Origin of the sequence: Dactylosporangium sp. CS-047395 (genome assembly GCF_050942185.1) — a bacterium.
Taxonomy (GTDB): domain Bacteria; phylum Actinomycetota; class Actinomycetes; order Mycobacteriales; family Micromonosporaceae; genus Dactylosporangium.
The window spans coordinates 4062795-4085389 of the sequence record NZ_CP192015.1 but is presented as its reverse complement, the minus strand read 5'-3'; the positions used below and the strand labels follow the sequence as shown (position 1 = coordinate 4085389).

General features: G+C 71.7%; 14 protein-coding genes and 1 pseudogene. 7 read left to right on the top strand and 8 right to left on the bottom strand.

The features are described 5' to 3' along the window. Positions 1-10: 10 nt before the first annotated feature. The 3 genes from ACQP00_RS19200 to ACQP00_RS19190 form a co-directional block, all read right to left on the bottom strand. Positions 11-1660, bottom strand: coding sequence for a glycoside hydrolase family 27 protein (locus ACQP00_RS19200; protein WP_433220945.1), 1650 nt, complete (start codon positions 1658-1660; stop codon positions 11-13). Positions 1661-1830: 170 nt separating this feature from the next. Further along, positions 1831-3489: a cellulose binding domain-containing protein gene (locus ACQP00_RS19195; RefSeq protein WP_433220943.1), complete on the bottom strand. Its 1659-nt coding sequence runs from the start codon at positions 3487-3489 to the stop codon at positions 1831-1833. Between the two features lie 127 nt (positions 3490-3616). Next, complete coding sequence (locus ACQP00_RS19190; RefSeq protein WP_433220942.1) at positions 3617-5542, bottom strand: ATP-binding protein; 1926 nt, start codon at positions 5540-5542, stop codon at positions 3617-3619. Between the two features lie 93 nt (positions 5543-5635). Here ACQP00_RS19190 and ACQP00_RS19185 point away from each other — a divergent pair, with 93 nt between their 5' ends. Together ACQP00_RS19185 and gntF are read left to right on the top strand one after the other, a co-directional pair. Then, the gene (locus ACQP00_RS19185; protein WP_433220940.1) at positions 5636-6655 is read left to right on the top strand and encodes an NAD-dependent epimerase/dehydratase family protein; all 1020 of its coding nucleotides are present in this window, start codon (positions 5636-5638) and stop codon (positions 6653-6655) included. A gap of 216 nt (positions 6656-6871) precedes the next feature. Continuing rightward, positions 6872-8338: a guanitoxin biosynthesis pre-guanitoxin forming N-methyltransferase GntF gene (gene gntF, locus ACQP00_RS19180; protein WP_433220938.1), complete on the top strand. Its 1467-nt coding sequence runs from the start codon at positions 6872-6874 to the stop codon at positions 8336-8338. 2180 nt (positions 8339-10518) lie between these two features. Here the strand turns inward: gntF and ACQP00_RS19175 are convergent. Continuing rightward, on the bottom strand, positions 10519-12144 hold the full coding sequence (locus tag ACQP00_RS19175; protein ID WP_433220936.1) for an ABC-F family ATP-binding cassette domain-containing protein: 1626 nt from the start codon (positions 12142-12144) through the stop codon (positions 10519-10521). Between the two features lie 162 nt (positions 12145-12306). After that, positions 12307-13308 carry a glycoside hydrolase family 26 protein gene (locus tag ACQP00_RS19170; RefSeq protein ID WP_433220934.1) on the bottom strand — a complete coding sequence of 334 codons (1002 nt, stop codon included), beginning with the start codon at positions 13306-13308 and terminating at the stop codon, positions 12307-12309. A gap of 205 nt (positions 13309-13513) precedes the next feature. On the opposite strand from ACQP00_RS19170, the gene bglS reads away from it, so the two are divergent. Continuing rightward, on the top strand, positions 13514-14269 hold the full coding sequence (gene bglS / locus ACQP00_RS19165; protein ID WP_433220932.1) for a beta-glucanase: 756 nt from the start codon (positions 13514-13516) through the stop codon (positions 14267-14269). A gap of 7 nt (positions 14270-14276) precedes the next feature. On the opposite strand, the gene ACQP00_RS19160 is transcribed toward bglS, so the two are convergent. After that, complete coding sequence (locus tag ACQP00_RS19160) at positions 14277-15287, bottom strand: LacI family DNA-binding transcriptional regulator (protein WP_433220930.1); 1011 nt, start codon at positions 15285-15287, stop codon at positions 14277-14279. An 84-nt stretch (positions 15288-15371) separates the two neighbouring features. Then, positions 15372-16577 (bottom strand): C40 family peptidase, encoded by a 1206-nt coding sequence (locus ACQP00_RS19155; protein ID WP_433220928.1) that lies wholly within the window; start codon positions 16575-16577, stop codon positions 15372-15374. A 159-nt stretch (positions 16578-16736) separates the two neighbouring features. Here ACQP00_RS19155 and ACQP00_RS19150 point away from each other — a divergent pair, with 159 nt between their 5' ends. The 4 genes and pseudogenes from ACQP00_RS19150 (at position 16737) to ACQP00_RS19135 (ending at position 21877) form a co-directional block, all read left to right on the top strand. Next, positions 16737-17177: a hypothetical protein gene (locus ACQP00_RS19150; protein ID WP_433220926.1), complete on the top strand. Its 441-nt coding sequence runs from the start codon at positions 16737-16739 to the stop codon at positions 17175-17177. After that, complete coding sequence (locus ACQP00_RS19145) at positions 17174-18481, top strand: esterase/lipase family protein (protein ID WP_433220924.1); 1308 nt, start codon at positions 17174-17176, stop codon at positions 18479-18481. Before ACQP00_RS19150 ends, ACQP00_RS19145 begins: the two co-directional genes overlap by 4 nt. Before the next feature lie 96 nt (positions 18482-18577). After that, positions 18578-18745, top strand: a pseudogene (locus ACQP00_RS19140) (helix-turn-helix domain-containing protein); the annotation flags it as partial. A gap of 66 nt (positions 18746-18811) precedes the next feature. Continuing rightward, positions 18812-21877 (top strand): AfsR/SARP family transcriptional regulator, encoded by a 3066-nt coding sequence (locus tag ACQP00_RS19135; RefSeq protein WP_433223894.1) that lies wholly within the window; start codon positions 18812-18814, stop codon positions 21875-21877. Here ACQP00_RS19135 and ACQP00_RS19130 read toward each other — a convergent pair. Beyond that, positions 21874-22578: a DUF4386 domain-containing protein gene (locus ACQP00_RS19130; RefSeq protein WP_433220922.1), complete on the bottom strand. Its 705-nt coding sequence runs from the start codon at positions 22576-22578 to the stop codon at positions 21874-21876. The genes ACQP00_RS19135 and ACQP00_RS19130 overlap by 4 nt on opposite strands. Positions 22579-22595: the final 17 nt, after the last annotated feature.

The window sequence follows — 22595 nt, the reverse complement described above, 5'->3', positions numbered from 1 at the left end:
CGTTCCAGGGTCAGCTCCGGTTCCACCGCTGGTTGGCGGCGCCGGTGCAGGTCCAGAGGATGACGGTGGTGCCGTTGGCGGTGGCGGCGCCGTTGACGTCGAGGCACAGCCCGCCCTGCGCGCCGCTGATCGTGCCGTTGGCATTGAGGTTCCACCGCTGGTTCGTGCCGCCGTTGCAGTCCCACAGCTGGGCCTTGGCGCCCGCGGTCGCGTTCAACGGCGCGTCCAGGCACTTGCCGAGGGCCTGGATCGTCTGGCCGCTGACCGTCCAGCGCTGGTTGGTGCCGCCGTTGCAGTCCCAGATGACGGGCTGGGTGCCGTTGGCGGTGTTGCTGTTGGGCACGTCCAGGCAGCGGCCGGAGGCGGCGCTGACCAGCGTCGTGCTCCCCGACGGCGACGGCGAGCCGGTGCCGCCGCCGCTGACCCGGAACACGACCGTGCCGTGGCCGGGCACACTGGCCGAGATGGCGCCGCTCGTGCTGCTGGTCCCGCCGGTCCAGGCGTCGAGCAGGGTGAACGAGGAGCCGCTCTTGCCCACGGCGGCCGCGGTGGTCGACACCGTCGTGGTGCCGCTGCCCTGGTTGAACAGCGCGACCGCGACGTCCCCGTTGGCCAGCCGCTTGGCCAGCACCCGGCGGGTGCCGTCGTTGAACACCTGGGTCGCCTGCAGCCCGAGGGCGTCCTGGTTGATCCCGATCAGGGTCCCGTTCTTGAGGATCGTCTGGGTCGCACCGGACATGGACCGGATGTCGTTGCCGGCGATCAGCGGCGAGGCCATCACCGCCCACAGCGCGAAGTGGCTGCGCATCTCGGTGTCCGTCATGCCGCCCCGGCCGACCTCGAGCATGTCGGGGTCGTTGAACTGCCCCGGCGCCGCATATCCGGCCAGCGGCACCGTCACGTTGACGATGTTCTGGATGCCCATCGGATAGCCGTTGCTCTGGCCGGTGTCCCACGCGTTGGTGATGTCCTCCGTGGTCCGCCACAGGTTGGCCACGTCACCCCAGTTGCGCTGCGGGCCGGTCTTCGCGTGGATGCTGTTGGGGTTGATGCTGTACACAATGGGCCGCCCGGTCGCCGCCAGCGCGTCGCGCATCTTGGCGAAGGTGCTCACCTGGTCGCTGATCGAGCCGTTCGGCGAGCACCAGTCGTACTTCAGGTAGTCCACGCCCCACGCCGCGAACTGTCGCGCGTCCTGCGCCTCGTGCCCCTGACTGCCCGTGGCGCCCGGATACGAGCCGAAGTACTGCGCGCAGGTCTTGTCCACCGGCACCTGGTACAGCCCGAACTTCAGCCCCTTGCCGTGCAGATAGTCGCCGAGGGACTTCATCCCGCTGGGAAAGCGTGACGAGTCACCCTGCAGGTTGCCGGAGCCGTCCCGGTTCGGGTTGAACCAGCAGTCGTCGACGACCACGTACTGGTAGCCCAGATCCCGCATCCCGGAGCTGACGATCGCGTCGGCCATCTGCCGGATCAGCGTCTCGTTGATGTTGCAGCCGAAGGTGTTCCACGAGTTCCAGCCCATCGGCGGGGTGCGGGCCACGCCGTTGCCCAGCGCCTCGGCGGGGGCCGGGCGCAGGACGGTCGTGGCGGCCGCCAGCACCAGCAGCACGCCGGCCAGCGCACTGGCGACGCGGCCGCGCCTGGTCAGTGTTCCCATGTCGAAATCTCCAAGCCCGGTTGATGGCCAGCTCGCGTCTGGCGGAACGGCGGCGGCCGATGTGAGCGCTAACGTAACGCGCCCGACATCGGTTGGCAATGCCATCGACAAGTACGAAAAACCGTTATGTCGCAGGCCCGACGCGGGTCACGGCAGCAGTATGGGAGCGCTCACACGGTGGGGATACCGTTGAGGGTGAAGGCGGCCGGCGCAGCGGTGTTGCCGGTGTGCGTCGCCTGGAAGCCGAACTCGACGGTCGCACCCGGGGCGATCGCCGCGTTGTAGCTGACGTTGCGGGCACTCACCGATCCGCTGGTGGGCGAGAAGGTGGCGCTCCAGCCCGAGGTGATCGCCTGGCCGGCGGGCAGGGTGAAGGCGAGCGTCCAGCCGTTGATCGTCGAGCTGCCGGTGTTGGTGATCCCGACCGTCGCCGTGAACCCGGTGTTCCAGGTGTTCATCGTGTAGGTGACCCGGGGACCGGCCGCGCCACCGCTCGGCGAAGCGCTCGGCGAAACACTCGGCGAAGGGCTTTGGCTTTCATCGATGGTGGCCACGAAGGTCATGGCGCTGCGCGCGGGCAACGCGACCGTGAGCGAGCCGTTCGCCATCCGCAGCGCGCTCTGCGGCGCCACGTTCTGGCTCGCGTCGGTCAGCCAGTTCGCCACGCTGCCCGACGCGGTGGTGCCGGCCAACGTGAACTGCTGCGTCACCGCCGAGGTGTTCTTGTTGATGGCGACGATGACGACCGTGGAGCCGTTGCGGTACGCCGAAACGTACACATTGGACGCCGGGTTCGCCGTCGCGTCGATCCGCACGTACCCGGGCCGCACGAACCGGGCGAAGTGCGCCATCATCGCACCTCGCTTGCTGATCCGGCCGTCTTCACGCATCGGGCCGTAGCTGCGCCGCAGGTACCACCACACGTACGCCTGGAACTGCGCGTCGACCATGGCGTGGTGCATGTGCTCGGCCACGTCCAGCGCCCCGGGCCACGCGTCCGCCGAGTCGGAGCTGTTCGGGTAGTACACCTCGGTCATCCACAGTTCCTTGCCCGCACCCTTCTGCTGAAACAGCGGGTAGGGGAAGTTCGCGTACGGCGTGCCGTACAGGTGCGCCCCGATGATGTCCACATTGGCCAGTGCGGCCGGATCGTTGAGAATAGGGTCGGACATGGACTTCACGTACTGGAACGACTCCGGCGCGATCACCCGGGTGCCGATCGAGCCCGCGTTCGCCTTCAGGAAGTTCACGAGCTCGGTCGCCGTCCACCACGTCCACGTCGAGGCGTAGTCGGGCTCGTTCTGCACCGAAATCGCGTACAGGTTCACGCCATTGCCGCGCAGGTAGCTGGTGAAGTCGTTGAGGTGCTGGGCGTAGGCGCCGTACGCGCTGTATTTGAGCCGTTTGGCGTTGGTCTGGCTGCCGCGGGTGAACGTCTCGGTCATGCTCGCCGGCGGGTTCCACGGCGAGGCGAACACGGTCACCCCGAGCGCGGCCGCCCGCTGCGCCGTGGCCAGGTCGCGGCCCCAGTCCGACTGGTTCTCGTTCACCGGGATCCGCAGCATCGAGAAACCCAACTGCCCTTCGCCGGTACCGAATGCGGTGTCCCGCTGCGCCGCGGTCAGATCGCCGATCCACAGGGCGTGCGCCATCGCACCGAACCCGCGGATCGTCTGTCGCGGCGCGGCCGGATTCACGTTCGCCGCGGCCGCCGAGGCTTCCCCTGCCTGCAGCACCGACGCCGCGACGGCGAGCACCGGCACCGCCCCCATGGTCGCCAGGACACTTCGCCGGCGCACCACACCTGGCCGTTGCTGATCGTCGGTCATGCCTGTCCTCCTGGTCGTCAAAGCCGCTGTGAGCGCTCACAACCATGAGCAGCGAATGGACGGCGGTCAATCGGAGCCGCCGGAATGGCGGACCCGCCCCGCACCGGCGCCGTGAAACTTGCAGCCGTCAGCCGGCCCACAGGACGTCGGTCACGTACTCCACCGCTTTGGCCAGATAGCGGCGGTACGTGCTCAGCGGCAGCCCGAGCACCTCCGCCGCCGCCTCCTGGGTCGGCGCCGGCCGCACGTACGTGCGGTGCAGCACCGCGTGCAGCTGCTGCCCCTTCGGCAGCTCGCCGACCCGCAGGACGGCGTCCTCGATCGCGGCCCGCAGCTGCGCGGCGTCCGCGGCCAGGGCCGAGCCCACCAGCGGGTTGGCCGCGAGCCGCTCGGCCCGGTGCAGGGACTGCAGCGCGGCCCGCACGGCGGCGTCGAAGCCGGCCCGGCTCAACGGCGCCGGCCGCAGCAGCGCCGCCGGGGCGGGCCCGGAACCGCCCGTGTGGCCGCGCTCGTACATCAGGTCCAGCCAGACGCCGACCGGCAGCCGCCGCCAGTCGATGCCGAACCCGACGTGCGGCACCCCGCCGACCTCGACCCGCACGAGGGGCGCGAAGGCGAGGTAGTCGAACTTCGGCGCCCAGAACTCCTCGTCGACCACGATCACGAACGACCAGGCCAGGGGGCGGGTGAGCCATTCGGTCAGGGCGGACACCGGCCCGGCGACCACCATGTACGGGTCGCGCTGGTGGTCGTCGACCCCGGCCGCGAACCGGTTGATGAGGACCTGTTCGCCGGGGCGGAGCGCCACGTGGTCGAGCACGGCCCGCACGACCGGGTCGCGGTCCTCCAGCGGAGAGCCGCTCGGGCACAGCACATGATGGGAAAACCCGGCCACCCGATCACCGGTACGCACCACCGCCAGCCGCTCGGGCTGCTCGGCCAGCCAGGCCCGGGCGAGCGCGGCGCTCACCGGCCCCTCGAAGCGTTCGATGGTCGCGCACACCTGCTCGTGCTCGTCGGCGCGGGCCGGCACCACCGCCGCCGACCCCTGCGTCCGCAGCGCCGCGATCACCGCGCCGAACGGACCGTGCCGGTGGATGAAGAACAGATCGGCGGTGCGCAGACCGGCGACCGCGTGGTCGAACACGAGCCGCTCCCAGGCCCGGAACCGCTCGGGTACGCGCCGCTGGAACTCGGCGACCAGCACGTCGCGCGCGAGATCGTGGACGGCCAGCCCGGCCGGGCCGCGGCTGACGAACGGCAGCCGGGCCAGCCACTGCCACACCGCGGGGGCGTCCGCGCCGACGGTACGGGCGAGCAGCTCCTCCGTCGTCGTCCACGCGATCGCGCAGGTGGCCAGGCCGGTCAGCTGGGCCGGCGCCGGCACGTCACCGACGAACGACTGCAGCAGCGTCGAGATCAGGTCCGGCGCGTCGGCGAGCGTGTCCGGCACCTGCCCGCGGGCGGCCAGGTCGGCCAGCAGCGCCATGGTCAGCGGGTGCCCGGCGCCGAGCGCGCTCAGATGCGGCCACACCGACGCTTCCACCCCGGCGTGGGCGAGCAGCTGGGCGGTCTCGGCGGGGCCGAAGAGGTCGAGCCGGTACACCGTCATCAGCTCCCGCCACCCGGCGTCGGCGCGCCACGGGGCGGCCGGCGGCTCCCGGCCGGCCAGGACGACCACGGTGTCGGCGTCCAGGCCCGGCACGAACTGGGCACGCAGCCAGCCGTCGATCGGGGTGAGCTGCTCGTAGCCGTCCACGAGCAGGACCGTCCCGGCGGGCAGCGGCCAGCCGACCGCCTCCCGCAGGCCGTCCGGGGACGGGTCCACGTCGCGCCCGTCGACCTGAATCACGGTCCGGCCGGCCGCGCGGGCCCGGGCACCCAGCTCGGCCAGCAGCGTGGTCTTGCCGATGCCGCCCTGGCCGTGCACGAACAGCACCCGCCGCGCCGACCGCCCGCCGACCGCCGCGTCGAAGGCGGCGAGCTCCTCCCGGCGGCCCACGAACCGCTGCCGCCGGGCCGACTCGAGCACCTCGCCGAGGGACGTCGACACGTCATCCACTGTCCACCCGGCGGTGCCGTTTGAACAGCGATTGACAACTGTTTGACCTGGCAACTGAGCACCGTGCGGGCCGATCCTCGCGGCATGAGGATCCTTGTCACCGGCGGTACCGGCTTCGTCGGCTCGCACAGCGTGGCGGCACTGCTCGCCGCGGGCCACGACGTCCGGCTCCTCGTCCGCTCCCCCGGCCGCATCGGCCCGGCCCTGGAACCGCTCGGTGTGCGCACGCCGGTGGATCACGTCGTCGGCGACGTCACCGACCCCGGCTCGGTCGCCCGCGCGCTGCCCGGCTGCGACGCGGTCCTGCACGCCGCCGCCGTCTACGACCTCGACGCCCGCGCCCGGCCGGCGATCGCCCGGACGAACCTCGCCGGGGCGGAGACCGTGCTGCGGGCGGCGGTCGACACCGGCTGCGACCCGGTCGTGCACGTCTCCAGCACCGCCGCGCTGCTCAAGCGGCGGGCCACCGTGACACCGGACTCGGCGCTGTCGAGCACGCCCGGGACGTACATCCAGTCGAAGGTCGCGTCCGAGGCCGTCGCCCGCGCGCTGCAGGACACCGGCGCCCCCGTGGTGATCGTGCAGCCCGGCGCCGTCCTCGGCCCGGACGACCCGCACCTCGGCGACCAGGCCCGGCGGCTGCGCGACATCGTGCGCGGCCGGTACCCGATGTGGCCCAGCGGCGGCCTGCACGTCGTCGACGTCCGCGACGTCGCGGCCGTACATGCGGCCGTTTTCACGCAACCGTCCAAGCCCCGCAACTACCTGGTCCCCGGCCACTTCGTCGACGGCGCGACGATGTTCGCGACGCTGCGGGTGCTGACCGGCCGCCGGCTGCCGTGCCTCGTCGTGCCGGCCGCCGCGATGCTGCCGATGAGCTGGACGATGTCGACGCTGCAGCGGGTGGCCCCGTTCCGCCTTCCGGTCGACCACGAAGGGGTCGTCTTCACCGGTACCGCAACCCGCTGCGACGACTCCCGCGCCCGCGACGACCTCGGCGTCGAGCCGCGCGCCCTGCTCGAGACGTACGGCGACACGATCCGCTGGCTGCACCGCACCGGCCAGCTGACGGACCGCGAAGCCGGCACCGCGGTGTCCCGATGACCGGAGAGCGACGCCGGCACCGCGGTGTCGCGGCGAGCGGGCCGCGACGCCGGCACCGCGGTGTCCCGATGAGCGGACAGCGACGCCGGCACGGCGCGGTGTCCCGGTGAGCGGACAGCGACGCCGGCACCGCGCGGTGTCCCGGTGAGCAGGCAGCGACGCCGGCGCCGCGGTGTCGCGGCGAGCGGGCCGCGACGTCGGCGCCGCGGTGGTCCGATGAGCGGCTGGACGGCCAGCGTCGCCGCGACCGCCGTGTCGACGTACGCGCTGGACGCCTGGGCCGCCGCGGCCGGTGTCGCCCTGGTCGCGTCGGGTTTGCTGGACGGCGTCCCCAAGTTCTGGACGGTGGCCCTATTGCTGGCCAGCTACGCGGCCTGGGGGTTGGGTCTGCGCACCAACCTGCGGGCGAACGCGGCGCTGCTGGCGAGCACCGGCACGAGTACCAACGTCATCTCCAAGGCCGCCCACGACCTGACCCGCCGCCTCACCACCAACGCCCGCGCACCAAGGCTCGCGGCGGCGATCGGCTACACCGGCACCCAAATCGCGGCCGAAATCCCCTATTACGCGGGCGCGTTCGGCACCGCCGCCCTCAGCGACACGGTCGGCACCGAGGAGGCCGTGCTCTTCCTCGCGGGCGCCAACCTCGCCGCCGGCGCGTACGAGTACGGCCTCGCCCGCCTCACCCGCACCTTCCTCGGCCGGCGCCGCCGCCGGTACGCGTCGTTCGACACCGACTGGGTCCCGGCGCAGTACCTGACCGGCTACTACCGCACGGTGGAGCCGGACGAGATCGCCACCATCGCCTTCCTCGTCGCCGCGATCCGCCACGCCGAACCCGGCCGCCCCGTGCTGTTCTTCGGCACCGGCCCCACCCTCCACCACGTCTTCGCCGCCGCCGAGATCGCCTCCGAGATCCACCTCAGCGACTACCTCCCGGCCAACCTGACCGAGATCCGCCGCTGGCTCGACCGCGACCCCGCCGCCCACGACTGGCGCCCGTTCGTCCGCTACACCCTCCAATGCGAGGGCATCGCCCACCCGACCGACGAACAGCTCACCGCCCGGGAAGAACTGACAAGAGCCAAAATCACGTATTTGGTGCCGGTCGACGCAAGCCACCCCCGCCCGCTCGACCGCTCCTACGCCACGGTGATCAGCCCGTACTGCGCCGACTCCGCGACCGGTGACCGCGCCACGTGGCAGCTGTTCATGCGCCACATCACCGGCCTGGTCGAGCCCGGCGGCCTGTTCGTCACCGCCGCCCTGCGCCGCTGCCGCGGCTACACCGTCGCCGGCAAGACCTTCCCCGGCGCGAACATCGACGAGCACGATCTACGCGCGGTGCTCCGCCCCGAGTTCACCCCGGACGGCGGCACGATCGAGGTCCGCCGGACGGGCCAGCACACCACCCACGGCTACTCCGCGATCGTGCTCTGCCACGCTCGCCGACGATTGCCGCCGCCCGTCCTTCAGCCAGCCTCCGGAGGACACATATCCGCAGAAGCGGCCATCGGTGAGCTGCCGGTGCACATGGTGACGGCCACGTCTAGGTCGGCGTCGGGGTTATTGCTACCAGTGATCCGTGGCCAAAGTGCTGCTGCCCGCGACACCTGGGCCCGGTGTTGGTCGGCAACACTGGGCCAACAAACTCCTGTAACCGCAGCTGTGTCTGCGCGATAGTTCGCGGCATTGTGCACGCTGGCTGGCGGACGTTCGGTGCGCGATCCCATGAAGCTCCGCGATCTCAGCCCGGCGGCGCCCCACTCAACGTCGTGAACCCCGGGCATGACAGAGACCGAGCTTCCGCTGGCCGGGGCGCCAGGTTTGTCATCGATGGTTGCGCGGCGCAGCAGGAGGGCGAGCATTGTTGCGAGCATCGCGGCGGCGTCCGGGGTTGGAGGCGACCAGCGCGGGTGAGGGCGGCGGCGGTGGTGCTGACGGTGAAGAGCAGGCCGCTCGCAGCTGGAACAACACCACCATGATCGATCAGGGTGCACCGGTGAGGTCATTCCCGTTGCAACAGGGGCAGCGTGACAACACCGACCCGTAGTGGTCAGCCACGGTCGGCAGGCATGTCGGGGCCGAGTCGTGGCTGGAGTGCGATCGCTTCGTTGCCACTTCGACCCAGCCGTGGTCGCGATCTCCTCGCAACCGTTTCTGGCCGATGCGGGACGACTTTGATGCGGTTGACCTGGCCTTCGAAGGCGCCAGAACCAGCCATGCGCGCGATGCGGATCCGGAGCCCGGTCAGTCAACCCGGATCCGCAGGCGGCTCGGCAGATTTGCGGCGCCGCCGTCTACGTCTCTGGGTCTGGCCGGCAGGAGGCGTCACGGGACCTTCGACGGGTTTCCCGCAGTTGGTCCGGTGCGGCTTCCGGTTGGGAGGTTGCTCGTGCGCTGGTGGTGAGTTCAGCGCGTCGAGCACGTGTAGCGCATGGACCCGTTCTGCGGGCGTTCGATCGCGGCCGAGGGACCACAGTGCGACGAATGACCGGGTGAGGTGCTGCAGGCTGGAGCCGCCGCCGCGGGACGGTCTACGTCGCAGGAGGGCAAGCACAACGGCTGCCATGGCGGGTACAGCAAGCGCTGCGATACTTTCAACCAGCCCAAGCTTCATCGGAGTCCTCTCAACCTCTTGATTGGAACCAAGAGGATGAGATCTCCGTCTGGCCGAGTACGATACGCCATGACCTGGGCTTCCGCCCACGGTCTTGGCGGGCTTTTGCGCCATGTGCAACACTGGTCAAGTTTCGGTCTTGATCATTTCGTGCACTGGCCATTTGGCTCTACCGTGTTGAGGTTTTGCTGTGCGCAGAACCGGACTACCGTACGGAGTCCCTGACTGCCGGCGAGCGCTTCGCGCCTTCGCTCTCATAGCAGCTCAAGCTACGTATGGCCATATCGTGACCGGCAATCAACAGACGCCTCCCAGACCCAGTTGGCGTGCGCACGCGGCAACCGCACTGGTCTCTCTCTAAGGTCATTCGCATCGAGTCCGGCGCCATTGTCCGTTCATTGTCGAGCATTCCCAGCCGGCAAGCCCGTCCAGCGCAGCGAACGAGTAGTTCCTGGCCCGGCGCGCACTCCCGCCCGCATCAGCGCTCGTCACCACCGCAGCGCGAGATCATCGCCATTCATGTTTCTCGATCATATTGATGCGATTTCGGCCCTAGCCGGCGCAGTGCGATCCAGGAACGGGCTGAAGTACTGCGCTGACCAGACGATCTGAGGTCCCAGCCCACGATGAAAACCCCCTTGCCGTTCGCGCCGGGTCGCTGTGGCTCGGGCCGTGGATAGCATCGACTCGAACGGCCAGACTTACACCGGCCGGCCGCAGGTGTGCAAACGGTCGTAGACTCTCGCGAGCCACCGCCTGTACGGTCCTGGCAGTCCCGTCGGGCTCCCTACGCGGACCGTCCCAGGCGGCGTGTGAGAGCAAGAAGTCGATACCTACCGCCTCGTGCTGCAGCATCTCCCCAGAAGCACACGCGGACCCGCGGGCTGCAACCCGGCACGGCCGCTACTGAAACGTCGGCTGCCGCGCGACCCACGGAATGAGGTGTGCAGCTTCCGTCGTCGGCAATGAGCTGCTCCCGCCACGTCGGCGGCGGTGATGTGCTGGTGCGTCCACCGGTGGAAGACCAGCCAGCCGCAGTTGGCCACGCCCAGCGGCGGCTCGGCGGCCACGGCGAAGACGTCTCGACCGCGCGGGAACCGCCCTCTGAGGAACAGGTCGACGCAGTGCTGCACCAACTCTTCCTCCGCGGCCTTCCCGTCCCGCCACGACGACACACAGGCCGGCCAACGGTACCGCGGGCAGCAGCGCGGCGCTACTGTACTGGTCGGCGTCCGGCCGCCCGTCAGCCGGCGTCCGGCGGGCGGGTCTCCTCGAGGCGGCCGTCGACGAGGCGCAGCCAGCGGTTCACGTTGATCCCGGCCAGGAAGCGCTCGTCGTGGGAGACCACCACCAGCGCCCCCTCGTAGGCGTTCAAAGCGCTCTCCAACTGCCCAACGCTGACCAGATCGAGGTTGTTCGTCGGCTCGTCGAGCAACAGCAACTGCGGCGCCGGTTCGGCGCCCAGCACGCACGCCAGGGTCGCGCGCAGCAGCTCACCGCCGGAGAGCACGCCGACCGGCAGGTGCGCGCGCGGGCCGCGGAACAGGAAGCGGGCCAGCAGGTTCATCCGCTGGGCGTCCGGGGTCTGCGGGGCGAACGCGGCCAGGTTCTGCGCCACCGTGCGGGCCGGGTCGAGCAGGTCGAGGCGCTGGGAGAGGTACGCGATGCGCCCGTCGGCCCGTTTGATCTCGCCGCTGTCGGGTTGCAGGTCGCCGTTGATGAGGCGGAGCAGGGTGGACTTGCCGGCGCCGTTCGGGCCGAGCAGGGCGATCCGTTCCGGGCCGCGGATGGAGAGGTCGACGCCGGTGCCGGTGAACAGGGAGCGGGCCTGCAGTCGTTCGGCGGTGAGCAGGGTGCGGCCGGCCGGGACGTTGGTGCCGGGCAGGACGATGGCGATCTTCTGGTCGCTGCGCAGGGCGCGTTCGGCCTCGTCGAGGCGGGCCTTGGCGTCGCCGACCCGGGCCGCGTGGACCTCGCCCGCCTTGCCGGCGGACTCCTGGGCGTCGCGTTTCATGGTGCCGGCGAAGATGCGGGGCAGGCCGGCGCTCTTGAGGTTGCGGGCCGCGTTGCCGGCGCGGCGGGCCGCGCGTTCGCGGGCCTCCTGGGCCTCGCGCTTCTCGCGTTTGAGGTCATGTTCGGCGCTGCGGATGTTCTTCTCCGCGACCTCCTGGGCGGCGCGGACGGCGTCCTCGTAGGCGGTGAAGTTTCCGCCGTGGAAGCGCAGGTCGCCGCGGTCGAGTTCGGCGATGCGGTCCATCCGGTCCAGCAGGGCCCGGTCGTGGCTGACCAGCAGCAGGCAGCCGGTCCACTGGTCGAGGACGTCGTAGAGCTGGTGGCGGGCGTCGAGGTCGAGGTTGTTGGTCGGCTCGTCGAGCAGCAGCACGTCGGGCCGCGGCAGCAGCTGGGCGGCGAGGCCGAGGGAGACGACCTGGCCGCCGCTGAGGGTGTCCAGGCGGCGGTCGAAGCCCAGCTCGCCGAGGCCGAGCCGGTCGAGCTGGGCGCGGGTGCGCTCCTCGATGTCCCAGTCGTTGCCGATGGCGGTGAAGTGCTCCTCGGCGGCGTCACCGCCTTCGATCGCGTGCAGCGCGTGCAGCAGCGGGGCGATGCCCAGCACCTCGGCGACGGTCAGGTCCCCGGCCAGCGGCAGGCTTTGCGGCAGATACCCGATCGAGCCCTGGACCGTGACCGTGCCGCTCGTCGGCCGGTGCTCCCCGGCGATGAGCTTGAGCAGCGTGCTCTTCCCGGCGCCGTTGGGTGCGACGAGGCCGGTCCGCCCGCCGCCGATCGTGCAGGTCAGGTCCGCGAAGACCGGGGTGTCGTCGGGCCAGGAGAACGAAAGGCTCGAGCAGACGATGTACGCGTCAGACATGGGGCAGCAACCTCGAGGTGAGAGCGGGAACACGGCCGCGAAACAACGAAGTCGTCGTGGCCTGTCATCGCTCGTCTCCCCATCCGTCTGATCATTCGCGATCCACCGTAGCACCACAACCGCGGGACGGCCGCCCCGGCGGGGACGGCCGTCCGAAGCGAGCTACCGGGCCAGGTCGGTGCCGCGGCCCCTCATGTACGGCTGGCGGACCCACGACTTGAACGCGGCCAGCGCGGCCGGGGACGAGCCCGGCGACCAGGGCTCCTCCTTGATCACGTCGAAGTAGGTGAGCAGCTTGACCGCCGGGAACGCGCCCCCGCGCAGCGCCGTGTTCATGGCGTCGATCCACTGCGCCTTGTCGCCGCCGTCCTCGGTCGACGCGAACTCGCCGAGCATCACCGGGCGGTGCGGGGCGACCGCGCGGGCCTTGGCGTAGGCGGTGGCGAAGGTCGCCTCGAAGCTCGTCCAGTGGTCGCCGGCCGGGTCCCAGGACGGGCCGAAGCCCCAGTTGTACCCGTCGATGCCGACCCAGTCGACGTACGCGTCGCCGGGGTAGGCGGCGGCCGGGTCGTTGTAGGGCTCGTCCGGGGAGGAGCCGTTGTTGAAGGCCCACGCCCACTGCACGTTGCGCGCGCCGGCGGCCGTGACGAGGCGGTGTACGTGCCGGTACGCCCGCACGTACAGGGAGGGGTCGTTGTTGTTGTTGGCGATGCCCCACGGGTACCAGTTGCCGTTGAACTCGTGGCCCCAGCGGACCAGGATCGGGCGGCCGACGGCGGCGAACTCGCGGGCGCGGGCCTTGATGTAGGCGTCCCACGTACCGTCGATGATGTCCTGCAGGTGGATCTGGGCGGGGTCGGTCGCGCCGAGCGCGGTGTCCCACGGCTCCCAGGTGTAGTGCGGCATGATGCCCTGGCGCCAGAGGGCCCTGGCCTCGGCGACCGGGAACGGGCGGCCGCTCGCCCAGCTGTCGAACCACATCACGCTGGCGGGCGTGACGCCGTACAGATGCTTGACGTCGGCCGCGATCGCGGTCGGGTCGCCGTCGCGGAACATGCCCAAGAACCGGGTGGGCGGCCCTCCGTGCGCCTCGGCGGGGCCGGAACCGAGGCCGGCCACCACCAGCCCGGCGGCCGCCGCGCCCAGCAGTGCTCGTCTGCGCATGTTGCCTCCATATCGATGAGAGCGCTCTCTGCGTCGCGGCTGACTATAGACGAAAGTCGTTGGTAGCGCTTCCAGCAATCCTTGACAAGGGACCGGCCGTCCGCCCAAGCTGAGCGTAGGCCGCACGATTGGAAGCGCTTCCAATCCGGCCGTGCACGGGATCCCGCCAAATCCCCGGCTCGATGTACCAGATGGAGACACAACCATGTGGAGGACCCGATTGACCGCGCTGGTCATCGCGACGCTCGGCATCACCGCCGGGCTGAGCGCGACCAGTGCGCAGGCCGCCATCGGCCCCAGCTTCACGGACAACTTCAACGGTTTCGACACCGGCCGCTGGCACAAGGCCGACGGCTACAGCAACGGCAGCATGTTCAACGCCGGCTGGCGCGCCGACCACGTCTGGTTCAGCGGCGGGGTCATGGGCATCAACCTGGACAAGACCCCCTGCCCGGGCGGATGCTCCGGCAAGCCCTACGCATCCGGCGAGTACCGCACCAACGACCTGTTCACCTACGGGCGCTTCGAGGCGCGGCTCAAGGCCGTCAAGAACCCCGGCACCGTGACCTCGTTCTTCACCTACACCGGGCCCAGCGACGGGCAGCCCTGGGACGAGATCGACGTGGAGATCCTGGGCAAGAACCCCACCCAGATGCAGACCAACTACTTCACCAACGGCGTCGGCGGCCACGAGACCGTCATCAACCTCGGGTTCGACGCCTCGGCCGGGTACCACAACTACGCGTTCGAGTGGTGGAACCAGGGCACCATCAACTGGTTCGTCGACGGGCGGCTCGTGCACCAGGAGACCGGCTCACGCGGGGCGCTGCCGACCCATCCGAAGCGCATCATGATGAACCTGTGGCCGGGGATCGGCGTCGACGGCTGGCTGCAGCCGTTCACCTACCCGGGCCGGACGCTGACCGCCAACTACGACTGGGTGAAGTACACCAAGTACTGAGCCGTTCTCACGCGGACTCCCGCACCACGATCCCGGTCGGCAGGATGACCGACACCGGTTGGCCGCCCTCCAGCAGGTCGACCAGGATCCGGGCGGCCTCGCGGCCCAGCGACTGCACCGGCTGGTGCATGGTGGTGAGCGTCGGATCGGTGTGCAGCGCGATCGGCATGTCGTCGAAGCCCACCACCGCCACGTCGCCGGGGACCGTGCGGCCGGCCGCGCGCAGCACCCGCATGGCCCCGGCCGCCATGTTGTCGTTCGCGGCGACCACGGCGTCGAGGTCCGGTCGTGCGCTCAGCAGCGCACGCATCGCCTCGGCGCCGCTGGCCTCCATGAAGTCGCCGGGCGCGGTCGCGCCCGGCTCGAGCCCGGCCAGCCGCAGCGCCTCGGCGTAGCCGCGCAGGCGTTCCCGGCCGACCGCGGTGTCGCCGGGCCCGGTGATCATCGCGATCCGGCGGCGGCCGGCCCGGATCAGGTGCTCGGTCGCCGCCCGGGAACCGCCGGCGTTGTCGACGTCGACGTAGTGCGGCGGCGTCCCGTGCAGCGGCAGGCCGATGAACACGGTCGGCAGCCCGGACTTCGCGGCGACGTCGACGAGCGGATCGGCACCCCGCGTGGCGACCAGCATCACGCCGTCGGCCCCGCGGGTCTGCAGGAACGTCTGCAGCCGGCGCAGGCCGTGGTCGTTCGTGGCCAGGCTGAGCATGAGGTGCAGGTCGGTCTTCTCCAGCGCGGCCGAGGCGCCGACGATGACCTGGGCGAAGAACGGGTCGCCGAACACCTCGGGCCCGTCGCCGGAGACCGCCAGCACCACCACCCCGGTCTGCCGGGTGGCCAGGGCCCGCGCGCTGCGGTTGGGCGTGTACCCGAGCTCCCGGATCGCCCGCTCGACCGCGTCCCGCTTGGCGTGGCTCACGTTCGGGCCGTTGTTGATGACCCGGGAGGCGACCGTGCGCGACACTCCGGCGCGCTCGGCGACCTCGTCGAGGGTCGGCGGCCGGGAAGGGACCGGCGACATGCGGTCATGGTAGCTCAACCACCGGCGACGACGAGGCCGGTCACCGCGGCGGTGACCGGCCTCCCCCCGTTGTGCGGAACGCGTTCAGCAGTCGGGAATCACGACGCCGCTGTTGTCCTTGGCCACGTCGTTGCCCCAGCGGCTCAGGTAGTACGCCGAGACGTACTGCCCGGCCGGCCCGACGTCGAGGTCGGTCCGCAGCCAATAGTGGTTGTAGGAGCTGCCGCTGCCGATCTGGCGGCCCCAGACCTTGCAGTACACGTAGTTCGTGCCGGCGTACAGCGTGCCGGTCTGCGCGGTGCTGCTCGGCGAGGCGTACCCGGGGGCGTTGGCGAACGTGTCCACCCAGTACTTGCCGGCGGCCGGCGGGGGCGGCGGTGCCGACGTGCAGTCCTTGATGACCGAGCCGCCGTTGTCCCGCGCCTCGTCGTTGCCCCAGCGGCTCAGGTAGTAGGCGGACACGTACTGGTTGGCCGGGCCCTCGTCCGGGTCGGTCTTGAGCCACCAGTGGTTGTAGGAGCTGCCACTGCCGATCTGCCGGCCCCAGACCTTGCAGTACACGTAGTTCGTGCCCGCGTACAGCGTGCCGGTCTGGGTCGTGCTCGTCGGCGAGGCGTAGACCGGGGCGGCCGCGAACGTGTCGACCCACGCCGTGCCCGGGTTGGTCGGCGGCGGCGCCGGAACCGTGCTGCCGTCGGGGTTGTAGAGCCGGATCGCGCCGTAGTAGTCGCCGTAGCCCATCACCGCCGACACCCGCACGTAGGAGCCCGAGTTCGGCGACTCCACCATGTAGCCCTGGCCGATGTACATGCCGACGTGGTGGATGTTGCCGGAGGTCCCGAAGAACACCAGGTCGCCGGGGAGCAGCGGGGCCAGGCCGGAGCCGCTGTACCAGCGCCCGACCGCCCGGCTGGAGCCGAACTGGCCCTGTGCCGTGCCGGCGATGACGTCCGCGCCGACGGCCAGGTAGTAGGCGTACCGGACCATGCCCGAACAGTCCAGTCCGCGCACGTGGCAGTCGTTCGGGGCACCGTTGGACGCGTCGCACGCGCCGTAGGACAACCCGGGCGTCGGGCCGTGGCCGCCGCCCCACGAATACGGGGTACCGATGAGTCCGCAGGCTTGGTTGACGGCGTTGTTGGCCTGGGCCGCGGCGCCGGACTGCTTGATGTTGCAGGCCGTCGCCGCATCGGCGGGCGTGGCCCGGCCCGCGACCGAGAACACGGTCGCCACGAGGACGAGCGCGACCAGCAGGGCCGGCCAGCGCAAGCGGTGCAAGGTGTTGGTCATGCCGCCGAACGTATGGACGCCGACGCATACGCCGGCTAAGCGCGGACTAAGCGCGCACCATCCTGCCGCCTGACTGCCGCATCCCCAGCTCAGCGGGCCCGCGCGCGGCATAGTCGCGACTGAGCCGCGCGTATGGTCGCGCTCCCTAGGGTTCGGCCCATGCGAACCCGTATCCTGCTCGCCCTGGCCGTCCTCGCGGCGGCCCTGCTCGCCACCCCGGGCACGGCGTCGGCCTACGACGGCTCCCCGTGCAGCCGCACGCAGAACACCGTCTACACCATCTTCAAGGTCCAGTACTGTCCCTTGTGGACCGGTGGGGTGCCCGTCTACGACCTCAGCGCCGTGTGGAGCGGCGGGAACCAGGCCCCGGTCGGGTACCTCACCTACGGCGGCTGGTCCAACTGGTTCAACGGCCAGGCCCAGTTCGGCGAGTACTACCTCAACGGCAGCGTGCACAACAACTGGTGGGCCTTCACCCAGGCCGACAACGGCGCCTGGGGCTGGGTGCCGGAGGTGTACTTCAGCGGTGGCAACAACGACGAGAAGGACGCCGGGCTCTACGACTGCGCCTCCGCCGGCAACTGGTGCACCCTGCCATGAGACGGGCCGCGGCGTTACTCCTGCTCTGCGCCGCGTTCGTCGTCCTCCCGGCGCTGCCCGCCAGCGCCGGGACCTGCGGGCAGACGAGCGCGACCACGGTCGACCCGAACACGGGCTGGCGCTTCACCAGCCGCTGGACGTGCGGCAACACCAGGGGCGCGCGGTTGTACGGCGACGCCGCCTACGGCACGCCCACCGCGTACATGGACAGCACGACGAGCTGGTTCCTGTGCTACCGGCGCGGCGAGGCGCACTCCGGCGGCAACGACGTCTGGTACTACACCCTCGGCGACCGCCCCTTCCCCGGCATGGAGGCGCGCGGCAACTGGGGTTACATGCCCGCCGTCGACGTGTACACCAGCACCGACCCCTGGCCCGGCATGGCACCCTGCCCGGAGGCGTTCTCCCCGCCCGCCCGCACCGACGGCCGGCGCCCGGTGCTGTTCGTGCACGGCTACGACACCGCCGGCGACAGCTGTTCCTCGGTGTGGGCCAACGCCAAGCAGATGTACCGCAACCACGGCTGGACCGACGCGCAGCTCAAGACCGTCACCTACTACGGCGACTACACCGGCTGCGACTACCGCCTCTACGGCAACGGCACCCGCGACATCCCCATCGAGCAGCTCGGCAACTCCCTCGCCTGGCTGATCTGGAACACCTGGTCGAAGTTCGGGGTGTCGATCGACATCGTGGCGCACTCGATGGGCGGCCTGGTCACGCGGGCGGCGATCACCGGCACGCAGTACCCGGGCACGGCCCCGTCCACCAGCCAGGCCTGGCCGCCGTACCTGTACGTCGAGGACGTCAGCACCCTGAGCACCCCGCACGCCGGCGCCTGGGCGTCCTCCTCGATCACCTGCATCGCGGCCTGGCACAACACGCAGTGCCGGCAGATGAGCGCGGACGACCCGTTCATGCGCGACTGGATCCAGGGCCGGGCCAACCCGCAGGCGCAGGTGCGCGGCGGACGGGGCGGCACCGACTGGACGATCGAGGGCGCGGCCGACGACGGGCTCATCTACTTCGACAGCGCGCTGGACTTCGACGCCACCGCCAAGATGGGGCACAAGATTCTCTACAACCCCGGGCAGGGCCTCAGCCACGCGGGCATGCGCACCGCCGGACCCGGCTCCTACGGCATGTACTACTGCGACTACTACAACCCCTGCGACATGACCCCGCCGTTCGCCAACCCGTTCTCGTACCCCAACTACGACCTGAGCGGCTGGAACACCAACGGCGCCGGCACCGCGCCGGTCGAGGTCGCGATGTGGGGCAACTATTACGCCAATGGACGCTGAGCAAACACTGGACCGGGTGCCGCCGAACCGGCAGAATCGACGCCGGCAGATTTCTGCCGCAGTCGCGCCTTCCGGCACCCGGTCCAGAGGCATCGCATGGACGCATCGGCCCAGGCAGGGCCCCGATCGGTCCCCGTCGGCGTGCTCATAGAACGGCACCGGCGGCGGGCCGGACTAACTCAGGAGTTACTCGCCGAGCGCACCGGGATCAGCGTCCGGGCCCTGCGCGACATCGAACGGGACCGGGTCCGCACCCCGCACGCCGGTTCCCTGCACCGGCTCGCCGCCGCCCTCGGGCTGAGCGAGCAGGAGCGCGACGAACTGCTCGCGGTGCTCGACCGGGACGGCCGCGAGCGGCGCGAGAAGACCGAGGTCGACGTGCTCGGCCCGCTGACCGTCTCGCGCGGCGGGCAGCCGATCGGCATCGCCACCTCGGCCCAGCGCGGGCTGCTCGGCCTGCTCGCGCTGCAGGCCGACCAGCCGGTGTCTCGGGACGAGATCGTCGAGACGCTGTGGGGCGCCCGACCGCCGAAGACCGCGGCGACCCAGGTCCACGCGGCCGTCGGGCGACTGCGCGCGATCCTCGAACCGGACCACGGCCGGCGCTCGGCGGACGGGGTACTGCCGTTGACGCACAACGGGTACCGGCTGCGCATCGACGGCGACGCGGTGGACGTGACCCGGTTCGCCGGGCTCGTGGCCCGCGCGGCGAAGATCGGCGCGACGGTGCCCGGCGACGCGCTGGGCCTGCTGGAGGAGGCGCTGCGGTGCTGGCGCGGGCCGGTGCTCGCCGACGCCAACCCCCGGCTGCGCGGGCATCCGGCCGCGGCCGCGCTGGGCCAGCGGCGCCTCGCCGCGGCGCTGCGACTGGCGGACCTCGCGATCGAGCTGCGGCTGTACGAGCGGGCCGTCACCCCCCTCTCCCGCCTGGCCCGCGACGAGCCGTTCCACGAGGGGCTGCACACCCGGCTGATGCTGCTGCTGGCCGGCGGGGGCGAGCGGGCGGCCGCCCTGCGCCTGTACGCCGAGGTCCGGGCCCGCCTCGTCGACGAGCTCGGCGTGGAGCCGTCGCAGGAGATGCAGGCCGCGCACGTGCGGGTGCTGCGCGACGAGGTGCCGCAGGCCCACGAGACGGTCGAGGTGCCCCCGGTCCGGGAGGGCGCCGCCGCCGCGACGGTCCCGGCCCTGCTGCCGCCCGACATCCCCGACTTCACCGGCCGCGCGGCCGAGCTCTCCGCGGCCCGCAAGCTGCTCACCGGCGGCAAGGACGCGCTCGTCGTGGTCGGCGTGGCCGGCATGGGCGGGGTCGGCAAGACGGCGTTCGCGGTGCACCTCGCGCACGGCGTGGCGGCCGGCTACCCCGACGGCCAGCTCTACGTGAACCTGCGCGGCATCGACCCGGCCCCGGCCACGCCGATCGAGGTGCTGGCCCGGTTCCTGCGCGCGCTCGGCGTCGACAGCCACGCCGTGCCCGACGACGAGGTCGAGGCCTCCGCGTTGTACCGCAGCCGCGTCGCCGGCCGCCGCATCCTCGTAGTGCTCGACAACGCCGCCGCCGAGGACCAGGTCCGCCCGCTCCTGCCCGGCTCGGCGACCTGCGCGGTCATCGTCACCGGCCGGGCCCGGCTGGCCGGCGTGGAGGGCGCCCGCTGGTTCGACCTCGGCGACTTCGCCCTCACCGACGCGCTGCGGCTGCTGGGCGAGGTGGCCGGGGCCGACCGGGTCGCGGCCGAGCCCGCCGCCGCGGCCGATCTCGTGCGCCTGTGCGGGAAACTGCCGCTCGCCGTCCGGGTCGCCGGCGCCCGCCTCGCCGCCCGCCCCGGCTGGCGGCTGGCCGACCTCACCGCGCTGCTCGCCGACGAGCGCCGCCGCCTCGACCGGCTCACCGCCGGCGACCTGGAGGTGCGCGCGTCGCTGGCGCTGAGCTACCGCGGGCTGAGCGCCGTGGCCAAGCGGCTGCTGCGGATGCTCGGCCTGTTCGACGCGCCCGACGTGCCGGTATGGCTGGCCGCCTGCCTGCTGGAGGCGCCGCCCGACGACGCCGTCGAGCACCTCGACGCGCTCGTCGACGCGCAGCTGCTGATGCTCGCCCGCACCGACCAGATCGGGCAGGTGCGGTACCGGCTGCATGATCTGGTCCGGCTCTATGCGCGCTCGCTCGCGGAACCGGACGAGTCGGCCGGCGCGCTGAGCCGCGGCCTCGGCGGCTGGCTGGCGCTGGCCGAGCGGATGGCCGTCGGGGTGCCCGGCCCGTGCTTCGCGGTGCTGTCCGGCCCGGCCGCCCGCCCGCCGGTGCCGGACCTGAGCCGCTTCGACCCCCTGGAGTGGTTCGACGCCGAGCGCTCGGCGCTGCTGGCCGCCGTCCGCCAGGCGTGCGAGCACGACCTCGACGACCTGGCCTTCAGCCTCGCCGGCACCCTGGAGAAGTACTTCGACCTGCGCGGCATGTACGAGTCCTGGCGCAGCACCAACGAGCGGGTCATGCACCTGTGCCGGCGCACCGGCAACACCCTCGGCGAGGCGGTCATGCTGCGCGGCCTGGCCGAAGTGCGCGCCTGGAACAGCGCCGGCCCCGGCGCGATGGCGGGCCTCGAGGCCGACGCCCGCCGGCTCACCGACCTGTTCACCGCCCTGGCCGAGCCGCGCGGGATGGCCGACGCGGCCGTGATGCTCTCGTGGGGCCTCGTGGCCCGCGGCGCGCACGCGGAGGCCCTGGCCGCCGCCGAACGCGGGCTGCGCCTGGCCACCGACGCCGGGCACGTGGGCGGCCGCGCCCGCGCTCACGTGGCGATCGCCGTCGCCCTGCGCGAGCAGGGCCGGTCCACGGGCATCCTGGAGCACCTGTTCGCCGGCCTCGACGACGCCCGCGCGCTGGGCAATCCGCGCTACGAGGCCGCGGTCCTGCAGTTCCTCGGCATCGGCCACGGCGAGGCGGGCCGGCTCGACGAGGCCCTCGCGTTCCTGGAGGAGTCCCGGGTCATCTCCCAGCGCTACCGGGACCACTACGCGCTGGCCCTCACGATGCTGGCCCTGGCCCGGGTGTACAGCAAGCAGGCCGACCCCCGCGCCCGCGCCGCCGCCGAGGCCACCCTGGCCCTGGGCCGCGAGTACACGATGTCGCACCACGTCGCCGACGCGCTGGGCGTGCTCGGCGAGCTCGACCTGGCCGAGGGCCGGCCCGCCGCGGCGCTGGACCGGCTGCGCGAGTCGGTGCGGCTGTGGCGTACCCGCGGCTGGTCCTCGTTCCTGGCCGCCGCCCTGCGGACCCTCGGCGACGCGGAGCACCCGGCCGACCCGGCCGCCGCCCGCGCCGCGTGGACGGAGGCCCGCGGCCTGTACGCCGGCCTGGGCGCCACCCAGCAGACGGCCGAGCTGGACGCCCGGCTGAGCCGCTAGGGCACCGGCACCGGCGCCGGGGCGGCGACCACGTCCCGCACCCGCGGCCGGCGCACGCCGACGATCAGCAGGTAGCCGACCATCCAGAGCTCGCCGACGGAGGCGGGGTAGGCGAGCACCTCGGCGACGGTCTCGGCGCCGGGCACGAGGTACCGCACGAAGGCGCTGATGACGTAGCCGACCCCGCCGCCGACGAGGATCCAGCCCAGGACCCGGGGCATCCAGCCGGTCCGCAGCGCGCACCAGCCCATCGGGATGAGCCACAGGCCGAAGAACAGCGCGGCGACCCCCCACACGTCGTCGCTGATCTGGTACAGCAGCTGGACCGTGGCGGCCGCGTCGCCGAACGGCTCGGCGGCGATCCCGCCCGCGGTGGCCAGCAGCGCGGCGCTGATCAGGCCGGCGACCGCGTTGACCATCCCGAAGGCGGCGATGCAGGCCGCCGCGACGGGCTGCACGGCGTGGAACAGGCGCTGGAACCACACGGCGGTGAGGGCCTGGGTGACGACCAGCATGAGCTCCACGGCGACGACGACCCGGGCCTGCGACTCGTGCGCGACCAGGTTGGCCAGGGTCGCCTGCGGATCGCCGGGCGCGAAGAGCCGCGGGAGGAACGCGAAGTAGAAGCCGAACCCGGCGATGGCCACGCCGAGATAGAGCAGCCCGGTCATGCGGGCGGTGCGGACGCGTGCCGTTTCCATGACCCCTCCTCGATTGG